13 protein-coding genes are annotated in these 15243 nt (G+C 49.4%); 9 read left to right on the forward strand and 4 right to left on the reverse strand.

What is annotated here, in order from left to right:
* Positions 1 to 35: 35 nt before the first annotated feature.
* The 6 genes from cyoE to ACJJII_RS06565 all read left to right on the forward strand — a co-directional run bounded on the left by cyoE (position 36) and on the right by ACJJII_RS06565 (position 4534).
* The gene (gene cyoE, locus ACJJII_RS06540) at positions 36 to 929 is read left to right on the forward strand and encodes a heme o synthase (protein ID WP_444918676.1); all 894 of its coding nucleotides are present in this window, start codon (positions 36 to 38) and stop codon (positions 927 to 929) included.
* 7 nt (positions 930 to 936) lie between these two features.
* Entirely contained in the window at positions 937 to 1605 is a 669-nt protein-coding gene (locus ACJJII_RS06545; protein ID WP_413663917.1) for an SCO family protein, read from the forward strand.
* 56 nt (positions 1606 to 1661) lie between these two features.
* Entirely contained in the window at positions 1662 to 2453 is a 792-nt protein-coding gene (locus ACJJII_RS06550; RefSeq protein WP_444918677.1) for a CPBP family intramembrane glutamic endopeptidase, read from the forward strand.
* 197 nt (positions 2454 to 2650) lie between these two features.
* Positions 2651 to 3847 carry a dipeptidase gene (locus ACJJII_RS06555; protein WP_444918678.1) on the forward strand — a complete coding sequence of 399 codons (1197 nt, stop codon included), beginning with the start codon at positions 2651 to 2653 and terminating at the stop codon, positions 3845 to 3847.
* A gap of 85 nt (positions 3848 to 3932) precedes the next feature.
* Complete coding sequence (locus ACJJII_RS06560; RefSeq protein WP_444918679.1) at positions 3933 to 4169, forward strand: hypothetical protein; 237 nt, start codon at positions 3933 to 3935, stop codon at positions 4167 to 4169.
* 194 nt (positions 4170 to 4363) lie between these two features.
* Positions 4364 to 4534 (forward strand): hypothetical protein, encoded by a 171-nt coding sequence (locus ACJJII_RS06565; RefSeq protein ID WP_413663921.1) that lies wholly within the window; start codon positions 4364 to 4366, stop codon positions 4532 to 4534.
* 87 nt (positions 4535 to 4621) lie between these two features.
* Here ACJJII_RS06565 and ACJJII_RS06570 read toward each other — a convergent pair whose 3' ends face one another.
* The 3 genes from ACJJII_RS06570 to znuC form a co-directional block, all read right to left on the reverse strand.
* A complete protein-coding gene (locus ACJJII_RS06570; RefSeq protein WP_444918680.1) occupies positions 4622 to 7261 on the reverse strand; it encodes a TonB-dependent receptor in 2640 nt (879 codons plus the stop codon).
* A gap of 202 nt (positions 7262 to 7463) precedes the next feature.
* Positions 7464 to 8264 (reverse strand): iron chelate uptake ABC transporter family permease subunit, encoded by an 801-nt coding sequence (locus ACJJII_RS06575; RefSeq protein WP_444918681.1) that lies wholly within the window; start codon positions 8262 to 8264, stop codon positions 7464 to 7466.
* Positions 8265 to 9056 (reverse strand): zinc ABC transporter ATP-binding protein ZnuC, encoded by a 792-nt coding sequence (znuC, locus tag ACJJII_RS06580; RefSeq protein ID WP_444919261.1) that lies wholly within the window; start codon positions 9054 to 9056, stop codon positions 8265 to 8267. It lies immediately after the preceding gene.
* A 121-nt stretch (positions 9057 to 9177) separates the two neighbouring features.
* Here znuC and ACJJII_RS06585 point away from each other — a divergent pair, with 121 nt between their 5' ends.
* Positions 9178 to 10080: a metal ABC transporter substrate-binding protein gene (locus tag ACJJII_RS06585; protein WP_444918682.1), complete on the forward strand. Its 903-nt coding sequence runs from the start codon at positions 9178 to 9180 to the stop codon at positions 10078 to 10080.
* Positions 10081 to 10135: 55 nt separating this feature from the next.
* Here the strand turns inward: ACJJII_RS06585 and ACJJII_RS06590 are convergent, their stop codons facing one another.
* Positions 10136 to 10429, reverse strand: coding sequence for a hypothetical protein (locus tag ACJJII_RS06590; RefSeq protein WP_444918683.1), 294 nt, complete (start codon positions 10427 to 10429; stop codon positions 10136 to 10138).
* 334 nt (positions 10430 to 10763) lie between these two features.
* Between ACJJII_RS06590 and polA the strand changes: the two genes are divergently transcribed.
* A complete protein-coding gene (gene polA, locus ACJJII_RS06595) occupies positions 10764 to 13502 on the forward strand; it encodes a DNA polymerase I (RefSeq protein ID WP_444918684.1) in 2739 nt (912 codons plus the stop codon).
* A 410-nt stretch (positions 13503 to 13912) separates the two neighbouring features.
* Complete coding sequence (locus ACJJII_RS06600) at positions 13913 to 14881, forward strand: ribose-phosphate diphosphokinase (RefSeq protein WP_413663927.1); 969 nt, start codon at positions 13913 to 13915, stop codon at positions 14879 to 14881.
* Positions 14882 to 15243: the final 362 nt, after the last annotated feature.

Raw genomic sequence — 15243 nt, forward strand, 5'->3', positions numbered from 1 at the left:
ACTAAGCGTATATAAATATAAAAATAGGTGCGAATATGGCCATAAACTCCACGGGAATACATCAAATTCAATGGCGGGACTACTATGAGCTTACTAAGCCTCGAGTAGTTATGCTTATGCTGTTAACTTCTGTTATTGGAATGTTTTTAGCTGTTCCAGGAATGGTGCCGCTAGATATTTTAGTATTTGGTAATTTGGGAATTGCATTTTGTGCGGGTAGTGCTGCGGCAGTAAATCATTTAGTTGATCGTCATATTGATACAAAAATGGCTCGTACCAGTAATCGCCCGATTGCGAAAGGACGGGTTGAGCCAGTTAAAGCGGTTGCTTTTGCTCTTATCTTGGGCGTGACGGGGATGTTTATCCTGTTGTTTTTTGTAAATGCCCTTACGGCTTGGCTAACCTTAATATCTCTTCTCGGATATGCGGTGATTTACACCATGTTCCTGAAACGCGCCACACCACAAAACATTGTTATTGGAGGGCTTGCAGGAGCCGCTCCGCCCCTACTGGGATGGACTGCGGTTACTGGGGAAGTGCATGGGCATGCATTGTTGTTAGTATTGATTATTTTTGCTTGGACTCCTCCACACTTTTGGGCCCTTGCCGTACATAGAAAAGAAGAGTATGCAAAAGCTGATGTTCCTATGTTGCCGGTTACACATGGAATACCCTATACAAACCTAAATATAGTTTTGTATACCTTTATTTTACTGGCCGTTAGCCTATTGCCCTTTGCCACCGCGATGTTTGGGTGGTTATATTTGCTGGGAGCTGTCGTACTTGGATTTGGTTTTGTTTATTGGAGCTTTGTAATGCTCATTGGAAAAACCCCCAATGCTGGTATGGAGACTTTCAAATATTCAATAATTTATTTAATGGCACTATTTTTTATCATGCTATTAGATCATTATTTAATTGAGGTGTGAGGGAAAAGTGGAAAATCAATATTCTGCCATCGATAAACAGAAACGTGGAATTAGAATTACCGTTATTGTTCTTCTAGTATTGATTCTTGCTGTGCTTGCTGGATTTATACATAAGCTCGGACAGCCTCGTATTATTACTGATGAGGAACTTAGAATTAATGGCACTGTAAAACTGCAGAGACCAAGAATCATAGAAGATATACAATTATTGTCTGATGACAGTAGAGATTTCTATACTAAAGACTTTCAAGGTAAGTGGACCCTGGTATTTTTTGGGTTTACCCACTGTCCAGATATCTGTCCAACAACTCTATCTACACTTAATAATTTTTATAAAACTTTAGACGAAAGTACCAGAGCATCTACAGATGTAGTACTCGTATCGGTTGACCCAAGTAGGGACAAGCCGGAGCAGTTGGGGCAATATGTCCGTTATTTTAATTCTGAATTTCGTGGTATTACCGGTGATTTTTTTAAGCTGAAGAAATTTGCCACTCAGCTAAATGTACCTTTTAATAAAGTTTCTCTTGCTGAGGGCGGTTATACTATCGATCATGGATCTCAAGTTGTATTAATTAATCCTAGAGGACATTATCACGCCTTTTTTAAGGCACCTCTAGATCCTGCGAAAATGAAGTTGACCTATCGTTCAATACGAGCGACCTTTAATGGATAGTGAAGGAATCGCATGAGCTATTGTTATCAAATAAGATATTAATTCTGGGCCAATCGATGCAAAATGAAGTTGCTTCTTTAAGGAGAAGAGAAGATCAGACACCATCTGGTATGGCGAGTCCTTGGGCTGCACCTATCTTGCTATCACTTTGTATAATTCCTTTTGGCTGGAGTGGGCTTATAGCCCCTTTAATCTGGATTTTCCTGCGAGCAATAGAGTCTACTTGCAGTTGGCCGAGAGCGTTGTCTTTTCTTTCTGTAGCAGTTTTAATGCTGGTATCTGGGTTAAATTTGCTTCCCGGTAGTGAACATATCCAGGTATTGCCACCCTATACAGATGCAAGTGGTAATCTTATCTATGCCAGTATAAACAGCGGTAAAGCAGTTATTGCTATTGCCTTATTGGCTTTTATGTTGCGCATGAAGCAGACCTTCCGTGTTACGGACTTACCTTATCTTTTATTGGCTATATTTACTCCCGTTGCATTGGGTCTACTCCTATATACGTCTTCGATAAAATTTACTGGCACTATCGCCGTTGCGGTAATGATAAACCTAGTAATTGTTTGCATTTCTGAAGAGGGGTTTTTCCGGTGGATATTACAGCGGGGTACCGAAGAACTATTAGGGCGCTGGCGCTGGTTATCCGTACCAGTTGTAGCTACGGTGTTTGTGCTTCTACATGGAGGGTGGTCAACAGATATCTCCGCAGTTCTATTATTGATAGTTGCCTCAATCTGTTATGCATTGATTTGGACATTGCGACAGAATTTTTGGATATGCGTAATGACGCATTGGGGGGTAAATCTTTTGCATATGCTCTTGTTACCTTACCCGTTACCCGGTTAGGCCATATATCATCTGCTTTGGATCATTGTTTTATTGTTACCCCTAAGATTCAGCCAATCTGCAGTTATAAGAAAGACAACGATTTAATCTTTGTAGATTAACAAATCAAAGTAATGTATTTAAGAAATGTGATTCTAGATGAGCACTATCTACAGTAAATTTTCTAGATATATTCATACAAATAGGGAGATTGTCATTTGAAAAATTATTTTTTAGTTGGGACATTATGTGCACTAACTTGCAACCCTGTATTTGCAGGTGAAGGTAAAGATCTAGCTCAAGAGCTGGTTCAAGAGTATTTGATTGTTGATGGACATGTAGATGTTCCCTATCGTCTCGAACAAGCTGAAGAAGATGTTGGACTTAGTACGGATAAGGGAGACTTTGATTACCCTCGAGCTAAAGCTGGTGGACTAAATGCCCCCTTTATGTCTATTTATGTCCCAGCAGAAAAGGAGGACGAGGGTGTTGCCAAATCGTATGCAGATACTTTGATTGATAAAGTGGAGGCAATGGTCAAACAGCACCCGGATAAGTTTGCAATACCTAAGTCAATAAATGATCTACAAAAGCAAGTCGATGCTGGCTTAATTTCCTTACCTTTGGGTATAGAGAACGGGGCTCCTATTGAGGGAGATCTTGCCAATTTAAAGTATTTCTCTGATAGAGGGGTGAAGTACATTACCTTAGCCCACTCAAAGAGCAATCATATCTCTGATTCCTCGTATGATAAAAACAGGCCCTGGGAAGGCTTGAGTGCATTCGGAAAGCGCTTGGTACGAGAGATGAATCGGATGGGAGTAATGATCGATATTTCCCACGTATCAGATGCAGCTTTTTGGCAAGTTGTTGATTTATCCGCTGTTCCTGTTATCGCTTCACACTCTTCGGCAAGGCATTTTACGCCGGGATTTGAACGAAATATGAATGATGAAATGATAAAGGCGTTGGCTGACAACGGCGGTATCATCATGGTGAATTTTGGCTCTACTTTTATTAGTGGTGATTCACTGAATTCATATCGTGAAATAACTGATCAGGTTGAGAAATTTGTTAAAGAAAAGGGTTTACCCAAAGATAGTAAGGAAGTTGAGGAGTACTCCGATAAGCTTTCAGCTGAGAAGTTCATTTATGCAGATTTGGAAGATGTTCTTGATCATTTCGACCATATTCGTGATTTAGTGGGAGTGGATCATATAGGCATTGGATCGGATTTTGACGGTGTCGGAGATAGCTTGCCAGTCGGCTTAAAAGACGTCTCTCAATATCCTAATTTGGTTGAAGGTCTGCTAAAGCGTGGGTATAGCAAGCAGGACATTAAAAAAATTCTAGGCGGAAATTTAGTTAGAGTTTGGCAAGCTAATGAAGATTACGCCAAGCGCAATAAAGGATGAGACTCACACTCCTCTAACCAGCTGAGGCTGCACTATTCTGTCAATAATGTTCAAACGGGCAAAGCCCGTTTGTTTTGTATTATTAATGCAGAAAATGCTTTTGGCCGGTTATTTTCGATCTAAGAAAGTACGATTGACGGTGGGTTGGACTGGATTGTCGATTGCCGGTGTATTCTTTATGTGGGGAATTTTGGGTTTTATTCCCTTTATTCCCTCAATGTTAGATATTTTTGGCGTATTGGGATTGCGAATTCCTGCGGCCCTCACCGTGCTTGGATTACTGATGGCTGCAATAGGATTTTGGGAGTTCGATGAAGATTAGAGGGCTTGCTAGGTGTTGAAGGCGTCAGATTTCTTTATCTTGTTGGCAGTTTTAGTTTCACTGGTATTATCCGCTGGTTTATGGTTTAGCGGCTATAAGGAGCAGGGCATATTTACCGCCCTTTGGGTTCCAACCGTGCTCACTTTGGGTATCTATTTCAAAGTGACGGCTCTATTGGCCCGCAGGAACTAACTGTGCCAGAGTCTTACTTACTTTTTATTGGGATAGCAGTCTCACTGTTTGAATTGATCGGTATTATGCTGGGTATCCATGAGTTTCGTAAAGCGGGACTGGAAATGGCTAAACAGAGAATTTCCCTAGAGGCTGCTGCAAAGAAGGCTAGACAGAATATAGAGAACAAATAAATAGCGGCTGAAAAAGCAAAGCGGCGAAAATTGAAAAGGGGAAGCGGTAAGCTTCCCCTTTTTTATGTGCTGATCTACTTATAGTGATTAGAAGCTATAAGTCATCTTGCCGTAGATAAAGCGACCACGGGGATCGTGTTGTGACTGTACATAACCATAAAGGTCTCCGTCGCCATCCCCGATAGCGAAGGGCGGTTCTTCATCGAAGACATTATCCGCACCCAGGCTCAACACCATATTCTCGAAGCCGGTATAACGGGCCTGCATATTCATGGTCAGGAAAGAGTCTACGGTGCGGGAGTTATTGCTGTCATAGTCGAGTGTCCCGTCGAAATCGATATCCGGAGTATCCTCGAATTCACCAATGTAGCTGAGCCCGGCACTAAATCCGAAGGTGTCAAAGGTCCAGTCAGCGGTAGCGTTCCAACGGTGTTGTGGATACTCGTATTCACCGGCCAGGTCGCGAGTGATAAATGCGTCGCCGCTGGAGTTCAGTTCAACACGCTCAAATTCTGCCAGGTAAGAGTAATCCAGGCGCAGGCCAAGCTCTCCGCCCACTAGCTCAAATCCGCTGTAGACAATACTTAGGTCAACGCCCGATACGTCCTGTTCACCAATATTGGTGAAGCTGCTGTCGATAGATTGCAGAGCGCCAAGGGTTTGGCCGTCAACTGGTGTATCGCGGCGGCACACAGTGCTGTCTTGATCCCAGCAGTAGAGACTGTAGATATAGCCGAAGGGGACCTCGTCAATCTTACCTTCCTGGGTGATATTCCAATAATCCAGAGACAGTCGCAGGTCTTCTATGGGCTCGTAAACAGCGCCGATGTTAAAGGATTCTGACTCTTCTGCATCCAGATCCGGGTTGCCGGAGAAGACAATGGTGTAGTCGGTCTTTGCACAGTAGGCATCGTTAACTTCACAGCCATAGGTATCCTCAAAGAAGAGGGATTCCTGTGATGGGCCGAGACCGACCTGTGCCAGTGAAGGCGCGCGGAAGCCGGTACCCCAAGAGGTTCGGAAGGATAGCTGGTCGGTTACTGTCCACAGCAGATTTGCCATGGGATTGGTGGTGCTGCCAAAGTCGCTGTAATCGTCGTAACGGGCAGCCACAGTCAGATCGAACCTAGCGGGGAGGGGAATAGCTACTTCAACATAAGCGGAGGAGATATCCCGGCTAGCACTGGCGGATACGGACTCGGTACCGAAGATCAAACCGCGCTGGAACTGGTCATCAGGGATATCGGAAGCCTTTTCCTCCCGGTATTCCAGGCCTGCGGCCATTGCGATGGTGCCACTGGCGGTATCGACTAAATCTCCATTGACTGAGAAGTTATAGCTGGTCAGGTCAGACTTGCCTTGGCGGACCAGGCTGGTGGTGATGGCATCAATCACTGAGTCCGGGTTCTGAACCCCGCCAAACGGATTGTAGTTACCGGCATTAATCTGCTCCTGTAACAGGTCCGTACGCACCCAGCCTTGGGAGCGGTCACCGGTCTGGGTTGTTTCACTGCGGGAGCGCTGCACAGAAGCCTCCCAGTCCCAGTCGGCGACAGAGCCGCGCAGGCCGAAGACACCGCGCAAGTTATCGGTTTCGATATCCCACTGGCGGGCGCCTGCATCCACGGTACGATAGCGGTAAATATCCACATCTTCGCCGAATGGGTTATTGGGATGATCTGCCAGCACATAGAGACCCGCGTCGCCATCGAGGGGAGTGGGTGCACCCTGGGCTACGGAAGTATTGTGCTGAACAGCGACCTCGCTAAAGAACTCCAAGCCTTCGGCCAACTGGGTATGGCCAAGCATTAATAGGCCAGTGCGCTCGGCTTCGGGTGTGATCAAAGTCCAGGGGCCGTAATCATAGACACAGACTTCACCGGTATCGCGCTCCTCGGGACAGTTGGGGTCGGAAACAAAGGTACCGCCCACATTAAAGCTACCGGGATAGCCCCTGGAGGAGCGGAAGTCCATACCGCCACGGCTGGACTGGTTAGCAGTATCCAAACCACTGCGTTCGGTGCTGGATAGGCGGCTGTTTTTATGGTGGTCAAAAATAACAGTCAGGTTTGAGTCATCCCCATTGATGCCCCAGACGGCGGACATGGATTGCTCGTCATAGCCATCGGCACCACCGTAATCTACGGATACCTCAGTACCTTCAAAGTCTCTACGTAACACCAGATTGACCACACCGGCAACGGCATCGGAACCGTAAATTGCGGAGGCACCATCCTTTAGGACTTCGACCCGCTCAATCGCCGCGAGGGGCACACTGTTGATATCCACAAAGTTGGTAGTAATGCTCTCGGCAAATGCGCTGATAGCCACCCGGCGACCATTTACCAGTACTAGAGTGGCGTCAGCACCCATACCGCGCAGGCTCACAGCGGCAGCCCCGTTTGCGGTAGAGTCCTGGTTGTTACCCCGGGTTGAGAAGGTGCCATTACCTGCGGCGGGGTTTTTTTCAAAAAGCTGTTGCAGATTGGTATAGCCGGACTTTTCAATGGCATCGCGATCCATTACCTGGATCGGGGTAGCTGTTTCAAATTCAGCGTTTCGACTAATACGGGAACCCACAACTGCAACTTCTTCCATCGCCTGATCCTCGGCGGCAAAGAGTGTTTGTGGGCTAGTGGCAGCGGTTGCCGCCACTATGGCTGTAGTTAATACCTTGCGACGAAGAGAGAACTTTTCCATATCGTTGTGAGTCCATTTTTTTGTCATTATTGGTGACCGGCCTAATAGGGCTGGTCGTCGGGCAACACTAGCAACGACGGAAAACTGACACAATTAGCTAGCGGCTAACCATCAGCTTATTGCGATAAACGGTGACGGGCATCTCACCAATAGGTAGATTTAAGCGACAATTTGCGACAAATAACGAAATAAAATAAGAAATTAGGATGAGATTAACCTGCGGCTACCTTCAGCTGGCACGCAGTTGTGAAGTGAGAAAGAACAGTGCTGCGGCCAGAACAATGGACGGGCCCGCCGGTGTATTCCACAGGATAGAGGCAAGAAGGCCGAGTACTACCGCTAAGCATCCCAGCAATGAGGCCAACACCGCCATACGCTCTGGAGTGTGCGACAGTTTTCGCGCGGTAGCTGCGGGAATAATCAGTAGGGCGGTAATTAACAGAACCCCGACAACTTTCATTGCGATCGCAATCAGTATTGCCAGCATCAACATCAGAGCGATCCGCAATCGTTCGATAGGGACACCTTCCACTGAAGCTAATTCCTCATGCAGGGTGAAAGCCAGTAACTGTTCCCACAGGAAATAAAGCAGTCCCAGGATTGTGGCGGCGGCAATGGCCATTAGTACCAGATCCTGGCCACTGACCGCGAGTAAATCTCCCAGCAACAGAGATAAGAGATCCACCTTAATCTTAAAGAAACTGACGGTGACAATCCCCAGTGCCAGCATGGAGTGGGACAATATGCCCAGCAAGGTATCTACAGCGAGCTTTTGGCGCTGCTGTAAATACATCAGCAGCAGTGCCAGTACACAGCAAGTAACACCGACGGCCACCGTTGGCATAATTTGAAGTACAAAACCCAGCGTCACTCCAAGAAGGGCTGAGTGAGCCAGGGTGTCGCCGAAATAGGCCATGCGTCGCCACACGGCGAAGCAGCCCAAAGGGCCGCTGACAACAGCGACCATAAGGCCGGCGGCGAGGGCGTACCAGAGAAATTGGCTGTGCAGTAATTCGCCGAAATCGACCACTTATTTTTGCTCTTTGTTTTTAGTATTTGTGTGAGTGTGTTGATGATTGCAGCTGCTTGCGGGCGCAATATCTCCACTTAATTTATGTTGGTGGTTATGTTGGTGGGTATAGGGGGCGACCTTGTCCCCAAATAATTCCAGATAGGCAGGGTGGCGGCTTACTTGCTCAGGGTGTCCGTGACAACAGATATGCTGGTTCAAACAAAGGACCCGGTCGGTTGCAGCCATGACTAAATGAAGGTCGTGGGAAACCAGTAACACACCGCAGCCGAGCTCGTCGCGCAGAGTGGCAATTAACTGGTACAACTCACTTTGACCACCTATATCGACTCCCTGAGTGGGTTCATCAAGGACCAGCAGCTGAGGCTTGCGCGATGCGGCACGAGCGAGTAAGACCCGCTGCATTTCTCCACCGGATAGATTTGCCAGAGATGCGCCTCTAAGCTGTCCTGCTCCGACTCTTTCCAATGCCGACTGCGCTTGCTCGGGTTTCATGGCCGGTTGGCCAAGTTGCAAGAAGCGTTCAACTGACATGGGCATTGAGCTATCGATATGAAGCCGCTGGGGCATATAGCCAATACGCAACCCAGTTTGTCGCCACACGCGGCCCTGGGTCGGCTGGCTGAGCCCCAGCAGAAGGCGAAGGAGAGTGGTTTTGCCGGCTCCATTAGGGCCTATTAAGGTGACAATCTCCCCCTGGGACAATTCGACTGTAATATCTTTAAGTAACTGCCTGCCGCCCACCTGAAGGGCGATATTGTCAGCTGTGATAAGCGGCTGGGGTGGATTCAGAATTCAATCTCCGCAGGGAAGTCTTTAAGATGTTTGCTTCCATACCTTCTTTACCGGATATGGACAACCAGGCTGGCAGCTTGGCGCTGGTTGTGATTATATCGCAATTTTTCGCCGCCTAATGTCTCTGATGTATCCCTTCAAACGTCTTTTTACAATCTCCACGGTGCTTCTATTCGGGCTCTTTCTCCCGGCTTGTAGCAAACCGGAATCCGACAGTGGTGGAGAGCTGGTCGTCAGCGTGCGCCCTTTAGCCCTGATCGCCCGGGAAATAACCGGTGAGGATATTCCTGTTCGGGTGCTAGTTGAGGGAGCGGATCCTCACCATTATGCCCCTTCGGTTTCCGATCGGGCTGCACTTGAGCGCGCCTTACTATTGGTGTGGTTGGGACCGCAAATGGAGGGGGTATTGGCAAAACAGGCAGCGCTGTTACCAGCGGGCCGGCAAATGCAGCTTCTGGATATAGAGACCCTTGAATATGAGGGAGCCAGTGCTACCGACCCCCACCTCTGGTTGCGCCCCCGCAATGCGGCAATAGCTGCGGCGCAGATCGCTGAGCGCCTGGCGCAATTACAGCCACAGCAGGCGGAGCTGTTTATGGGGCGTGCACGGCAGTTTTCCAGTTCGATGGCCAACTTGCAGAAAGTTCTCGATCGGGCCTTGTACGGATATCGCGAAGTTCCCATCGTTGTTACGCACGATGCCTATGGTCACTTTTTTGGTTCCGCAGGAGTGAAAACCCATGCCCTGGGCGATGGCAGTGGCGGGGGCTATGGTGCCAAGGCAATGCTGGATTTGTCACAGATTGGCGACGGCTGTCTATTTGGAGACATGCCGGCTAATGAACGAGATCAACAGTTGGCAGAAAATTTGGGGCTGCGTTACGCCGCTTTGGATCTGCTGGGAGATCAGTTGAGTGAAAATGCTGATTACAGGGAATTGATAGAGTCCCTCTTGTCTCAAGCTCGCACTTGCTTGAGTCAGGTTCCCGACCGCAACAAGGATAAATCAGAGGCTCCTTGAGCGTACCCAGTATCCCGCCTACCCAGGGCGGGGGCGGGACCTGGTAGGGTGGCTTCTAGGAACGATTGGTTATTTGCTGTAATTTCTCTACCCGGGCAGCATCTCTTTCCGCTTGTTTTTGCAGTTTCTCCAGCTGCTGTTTTTGTCTCTCCAGCAAATCATTCTCTCTTTCACGGATAGCTTGCCTGAGTATTAATTCATGGCCTTCTACCTCAGACTGCTGTGAGTGTGTTTCATCAGTCGCCTCGGCTTCAGCGGTATGCTCTCCACTGCAATCTGAGCCGGCACTTGCCGAAATGGCAAAGATACTTGCGGCAAACAACAGGGTGGCACGCATCACTCCTCTCATCTTTCGAATCCTTCCTTCAACATCGGGTGGCACAGTTTTTTGGAAATAAAAGATCCCTGACTGCCTGGGGGCAGCCTGCGACAATTTGACTTCCGGGGAGTAGCGAACGCATAAGGTCGCTACCGGCAAGACTAGCCAAGCCTGGGGATTTGGTGAGATCGATGCGCCGATAGTTTTAATCGGCGGGGTAAGTCGAGTGGGCTTTTGTGCAGAGGTTGCCTACGGTGTCTGGCGGGAAAGAATCAGTAAGCGGAAAAACAGAGCGAAGGGCGTTATCCTATCGGCCTGCCGCGCGTCCTGAACGCCAAACTAAGCAAGCAAGAATTCATCGTCTATGAGTAAACAAAATACCTCAGCCGCCCCGTTGATTTTGGTGGATGGTTCCTCCTACCTTTATCGCGCTTTTCATGCGCTGCCGCCATTGACCACCAGCCAGGGTAAGCCTACTGGTGCGGTGCGCGGTGTGATTAGTATGCTGCGCCGCCACCTCAAGGAGCATCCAGGCAGTCCCGTAGTGGTTGTTTTTGATGCCAAGGGCAAGACTTTTCGCGATGAGATGTTTGCCGAATACAAATCCCACCGCCCTCCTATGCCAGATGACTTGCGTGAGCAGATTCAGCCCATTCACGACATCATCGACGCTATGGGATTGCCGCGCTTGGTGGTCGACGGTGTTGAAGCTGATGATGTGATCGGCACCCTGGCGCTGGAGGCCCAGAGTCAGGGGCAGCAAGTCATAATCTCCACCGGCGACAAAGACATGGCGCAGCTGGTGCGTCCGGGCGTTACCTTGGTTAACACCATGTCCAATACCGAAATGGACAGTGAGGGCGTGACTAAGAAATTTGGCGTAGGTCCAGAACTGATTATCGATTTTCTCGCCCTGATGGGAGATAAATCCGACAATATTCCCGGAGTTCCTGGTGTGGGCGAGAAAACCGCTCTGGCACTGTTACAGAATCTGGGAGGCTTGGAGACCATTTATTCCGACCTGGATGCCATTGCACCGCTGGGGTTCCGTGGCTCAAAAACCCTCGGCAAAAAGATGGCGGAGCACCGCGAGGCGGCAGAACTCTCCTATAAGCTCGCCACTATCAAAACCGATGTGGAGATGCCTTATCACCCCCAGGAACTGCACAATTCAGAGCCCAATACAGAGGCACTGGTTGAGCTATTCACGCAGAATGAATTTCGCGGCTGGTTAGAAGAGCTAACCAGTGAAGAGGCTGAAGAAGCTATGGCGGAAGCCGTTGAGCGCGATTACGTCATCGTCACAGAAATGTCGGAGTTCGATGCCTGGCTGGAACAACTGAAGGGTTCAGACATCTTTGCCTTCGACACGGAAACCACCAGCCTCAATTATATGCAGGCAAAATTAGTGGGGGTGTCCTTCGCGGTGGAGCCCTATCGTGCAGCCTATGTTCCCCTGGCCCACGACTATATGGGGGCACCAGAGCAACTGCCGTTTGATGAAGTACTGGCCAAACTCAAACCCCTGCTGGAAGATCCACAGCAGAAGAAGGTGGGGCAGAACCTGAAGTACGACAGTCATATCCTGGCCAACTACGATATTGAATTGCGCGGCATTGCACGGGATACCATGTTGGAGTCCTATGTTCTGGACAGCACTGGCAGTCGCCACGATATGGACAGTCTCGCACTCAAGTACCTGGGGGAGAATACGGTTCACTTCGAGGATATTGCCGGTAAAGGCGCCAAACAGCTGACGTTTAACCAGATCGAGCTGGACAAAGCGGGCCCCTATGCGGCTGAAGATGCAGATATCACCCTGCGTCTCCACAATGAGTTGAGTGCGCGTCTTGAGCGAGAGCCAACTCTGGTAAAGGTACTCGATGAAATTGAGATGCCCCTGCTACCAGTTCTTGCCCGTATGGAGCGTAACGGAGCTTATATCGATGCCAAGATGTTGGCGGAGCAGAGTGCTGAACTTGAGCAGCGAATGCGAGAGCTGGAACAGCAGGCTTACGAAGTAGCCGGCGAAGAGTTCAATCTGGGCTCCACCAAGCAGCTGGGGGCGATCCTGTTTGAAAAGCTGCAGATTCCAGTGATCAAGAAGACCCCCAAAGGTGCGCCCTCTACCGCTGAAGCTGTATTGCAGGAATTGGCCCACAACCACGAGCTGCCCGCACTGATAATGCAGTATCGCGGCCTGGCCAAACTGAAGAATACCTACACCGATAAACTGCCAAAGATGATCGACCCGGGTAGCGGTCGTGTACATACCTCTTATCACCAGGCAGTAGCGGCTACCGGGCGCCTGTCCTCCAGTGACCCTAACTTACAGAACATTCCCATTCGTACAGAGGAGGGGCGCCGTATTCGTCGGGCCTTCACCGTTGACCCAAGAATCAATGGTGGCAGTGAGATCATCGCTGCGGACTACTCCCAAATTGAGCTGCGTATTATGGCTCACCTGTCTGGGGACAAAGGGTTGGTGGATGCATTTGCTCAAGGCGCAGATATTCACCGCGCGACGGCGGCAGAAGTCTTTGAAGTAGCTCAGGATAAGGTGACTGATGAGCAGCGCCGGCGGGCCAAAGCGATCAACTTTGGTTTGATTTACGGCATGTCGGCTTTTGGCCTGGCCAAGCAGTTGGATATCCCCCGGGCTGACGCCCAAACTTATATCGACCGTTACTTTGAGCGCTACCCGGGTGTATTGCGCTATATGGAGGATACCCGTGCACAGGCCGCAGAAAAGGGCTATGTGGAAACCCTGTTTGGACGCCGTCTCTATCTGCCGGAAATTAACTCACGCAATGGTATGCAGCGCCAAGCAGCAGAGCGGACCGCAATTAATGCGCCAATGCAGGGCACTGCCGCCGATATTATCAAGCGGGCCATGATCGCTGTGGATAACTGGCTCAGGGAGAAGAAGCTGGCGACCCGGATGATTATGCAAGTACACGATGAATTGGTTCTTGAAGTACCCAAGGGTGAGGTCGAAATTGTGGCCGATGGCATTGTTGAATTGATGCAAGGCGCGGCAGAACTGCACGTTCCCCTGATTGTGGATCTGGGGCAGGGCCGAGATTGGGATCAGGCGCACTAATTTGACTGAAGAAACCATCTAAGAATTGAGGGTAGGGCGCGCTGCTCGGAATGATTTGGCGCGCTCTTGTTGGTACGGATGAATAAAATGCCAATTTTTGTGTTTTGTTAGGCGTTTTTACAATCTTTTTGAAATTCCGTGGAACTGTTCCGGCGACAGCCCCTCTAAAAAGGCAAGATCGTTGGAATGCGTCATCATCCCCCAAGGAAGTCAGATGTTTGCCCCGGTACTCCCCCAAGTCCGGGGCATTTTTTTGCCTGTCTTTCAGCCCTGACCCTCCCTATCTACCCAAGCCGCAACAACTGCAACACCCGCAGTACTCCAGATCCTAAATTCCACTGTCCATACTTCTATTAAAACGTGGGCAAGGCGCTTAGCGAGTGTGAGGCGCCAGGCAGGGTACTGAGCTTATGAGCCGCATTAAGTTATTCAGTCTCGATGTGGGAGCAGACTTCGCAGGACGTGTCGCCGCGAGTCTCGGTGAACCGGTATCTCGCCATGAAGAGCGTCAATTCGATGATGGCGAACACAAAGTTCGGCCACTGGATGATGTGGAAGGGGCGGATGTTTTTCTGGTCCAATCCCTTTACACCGATACCAGCAGCTGTGTTGACCAGAAACTTATGCGCTGCCTGTTTTTCATTGGGGCGCTTCGCGATGCCGGTGCCGCGAGAGTGACTGCGGTCATCCCCTACCTTTGCTATGCACGAAAAGAGCGGCGAACCAAATTGCGCGACCCCCTGCCGAGTCGCTATCTAGCCAGTTTTCTGGAAGCCGCCGGAGTGGATGTAGTCGTGACTATGGATGTTCACTCCCTGGCGGCCTTTGAGAACGCATTCCGCTGCCGCACCGTTCACCTGGTTTCCAACCCCCTGTTGATTGAAGTAGCGCGAATGCGCCTGTCCGGAGACCCGGGTCCCCTGGTTGTTTTGTCTCCAGATGAAGGAGGGATAAAGCGTGCGGAAAAATTCCGTTTGGCCCTTGGGGATCAGTTGGGGGTGCCGGTGGCTAGCGCATTTGTGGAGAAGTATCGCAGCGGTGCTCTGTTGAGTGGGGGAACTTTGATTGGGGAAGTTAAGGATGCCACGGTCATTATCGTCGATGACTTACTTGCTACTGGCCACACAGTTACACGGGCAGTGGACGCGGTGATAAAAGCGGGAGCGAGGCGGATTTTGGTGTTTTGCGTCCACGGACAATTTAGTCGCGATGCCCATACAGCAATGGCGCGCTTGCCGGTGGAATCAATTGTGGTGACTAATTCTCTTCCTCAGTCGCAGCTGCGAGGAAACTGTGAGTGGATAGATTGTGCGCCGTTGATTGCAGATTGTATTCGCCGCCTGCACAGCAATGGGCCAGTGGCTGAGTTAACAATTTGATAAAAATCGACCGCCTTTACATAGAAGAACGTATGAGGCGCCAAAACACGTATTTTGTTTACACTTATTTACCAAAGGAGCGGGAACCATCGGGCTTGAGAGCCTATCCAAGTAAGCAGTTCATTGTTGCTCCCTAACCCCAAAGCGTTTAGCTTTTTCTACCCCGGATGGTCCCCAACTCCGGGGTTTTTTTATGTCTTTCGTGAATTTATGTAATTTCATCCATCGGGGCACCTGTCCTTTCCTTTTTGAATTAAGCGCTTAAATCGTTTGGTGAGCCGCTCAGCTAGTTTAAGTTTTCGTATGCGGCGAGCAGGCCCTTAGATTGGATCTCCCCAAGACTCCCGCAGAGGTTTTTCACA

The organism is Microbulbifer maximicatervae (SeqCode) (genome assembly GCF_052467825.1).

What these genes read in the sequence shown, in the direction of transcription:
- cyoE (WP_444918676.1), top strand. Translation starts at nt 36, where the DNA reads ATGGCCATAAACTCCACGGGAATACATCAAATTCAATGGCGGGACTAC.
- ACJJII_RS06550 (WP_444918677.1), top strand. Translation starts at nt 1,662, where the DNA reads ATGCAAAATGAAGTTGCTTCTTTAAGGAGAAGAGAAGATCAGACACCA.
- ACJJII_RS06560 (WP_444918679.1), top strand. Translation starts at nt 3,933, where the DNA reads ATGCAGAAAATGCTTTTGGCCGGTTATTTTCGATCTAAGAAAGTACGA.
- ACJJII_RS06570 (WP_444918680.1), bottom strand. Translation starts at nt 7,261, where the DNA reads ATGACAAAAAAATGGACTCACAACGATATGGAAAAGTTCTCTCTTCGT.
- ACJJII_RS06585 (WP_444918682.1), top strand. Translation starts at nt 9,178, where the DNA reads ATGTCTCTGATGTATCCCTTCAAACGTCTTTTTACAATCTCCACGGTG.
- ACJJII_RS06590 (WP_444918683.1), bottom strand. Translation starts at nt 10,429, where the DNA reads ATGAGAGGAGTGATGCGTGCCACCCTGTTGTTTGCCGCAAGTATCTTT.
- polA (WP_444918684.1), top strand. Translation starts at nt 10,764, where the DNA reads ATGAGTAAACAAAATACCTCAGCCGCCCCGTTGATTTTGGTGGATGGT.
- ACJJII_RS06600 (WP_413663927.1), top strand. Translation starts at nt 13,913, where the DNA reads ATGAGCCGCATTAAGTTATTCAGTCTCGATGTGGGAGCAGACTTCGCA.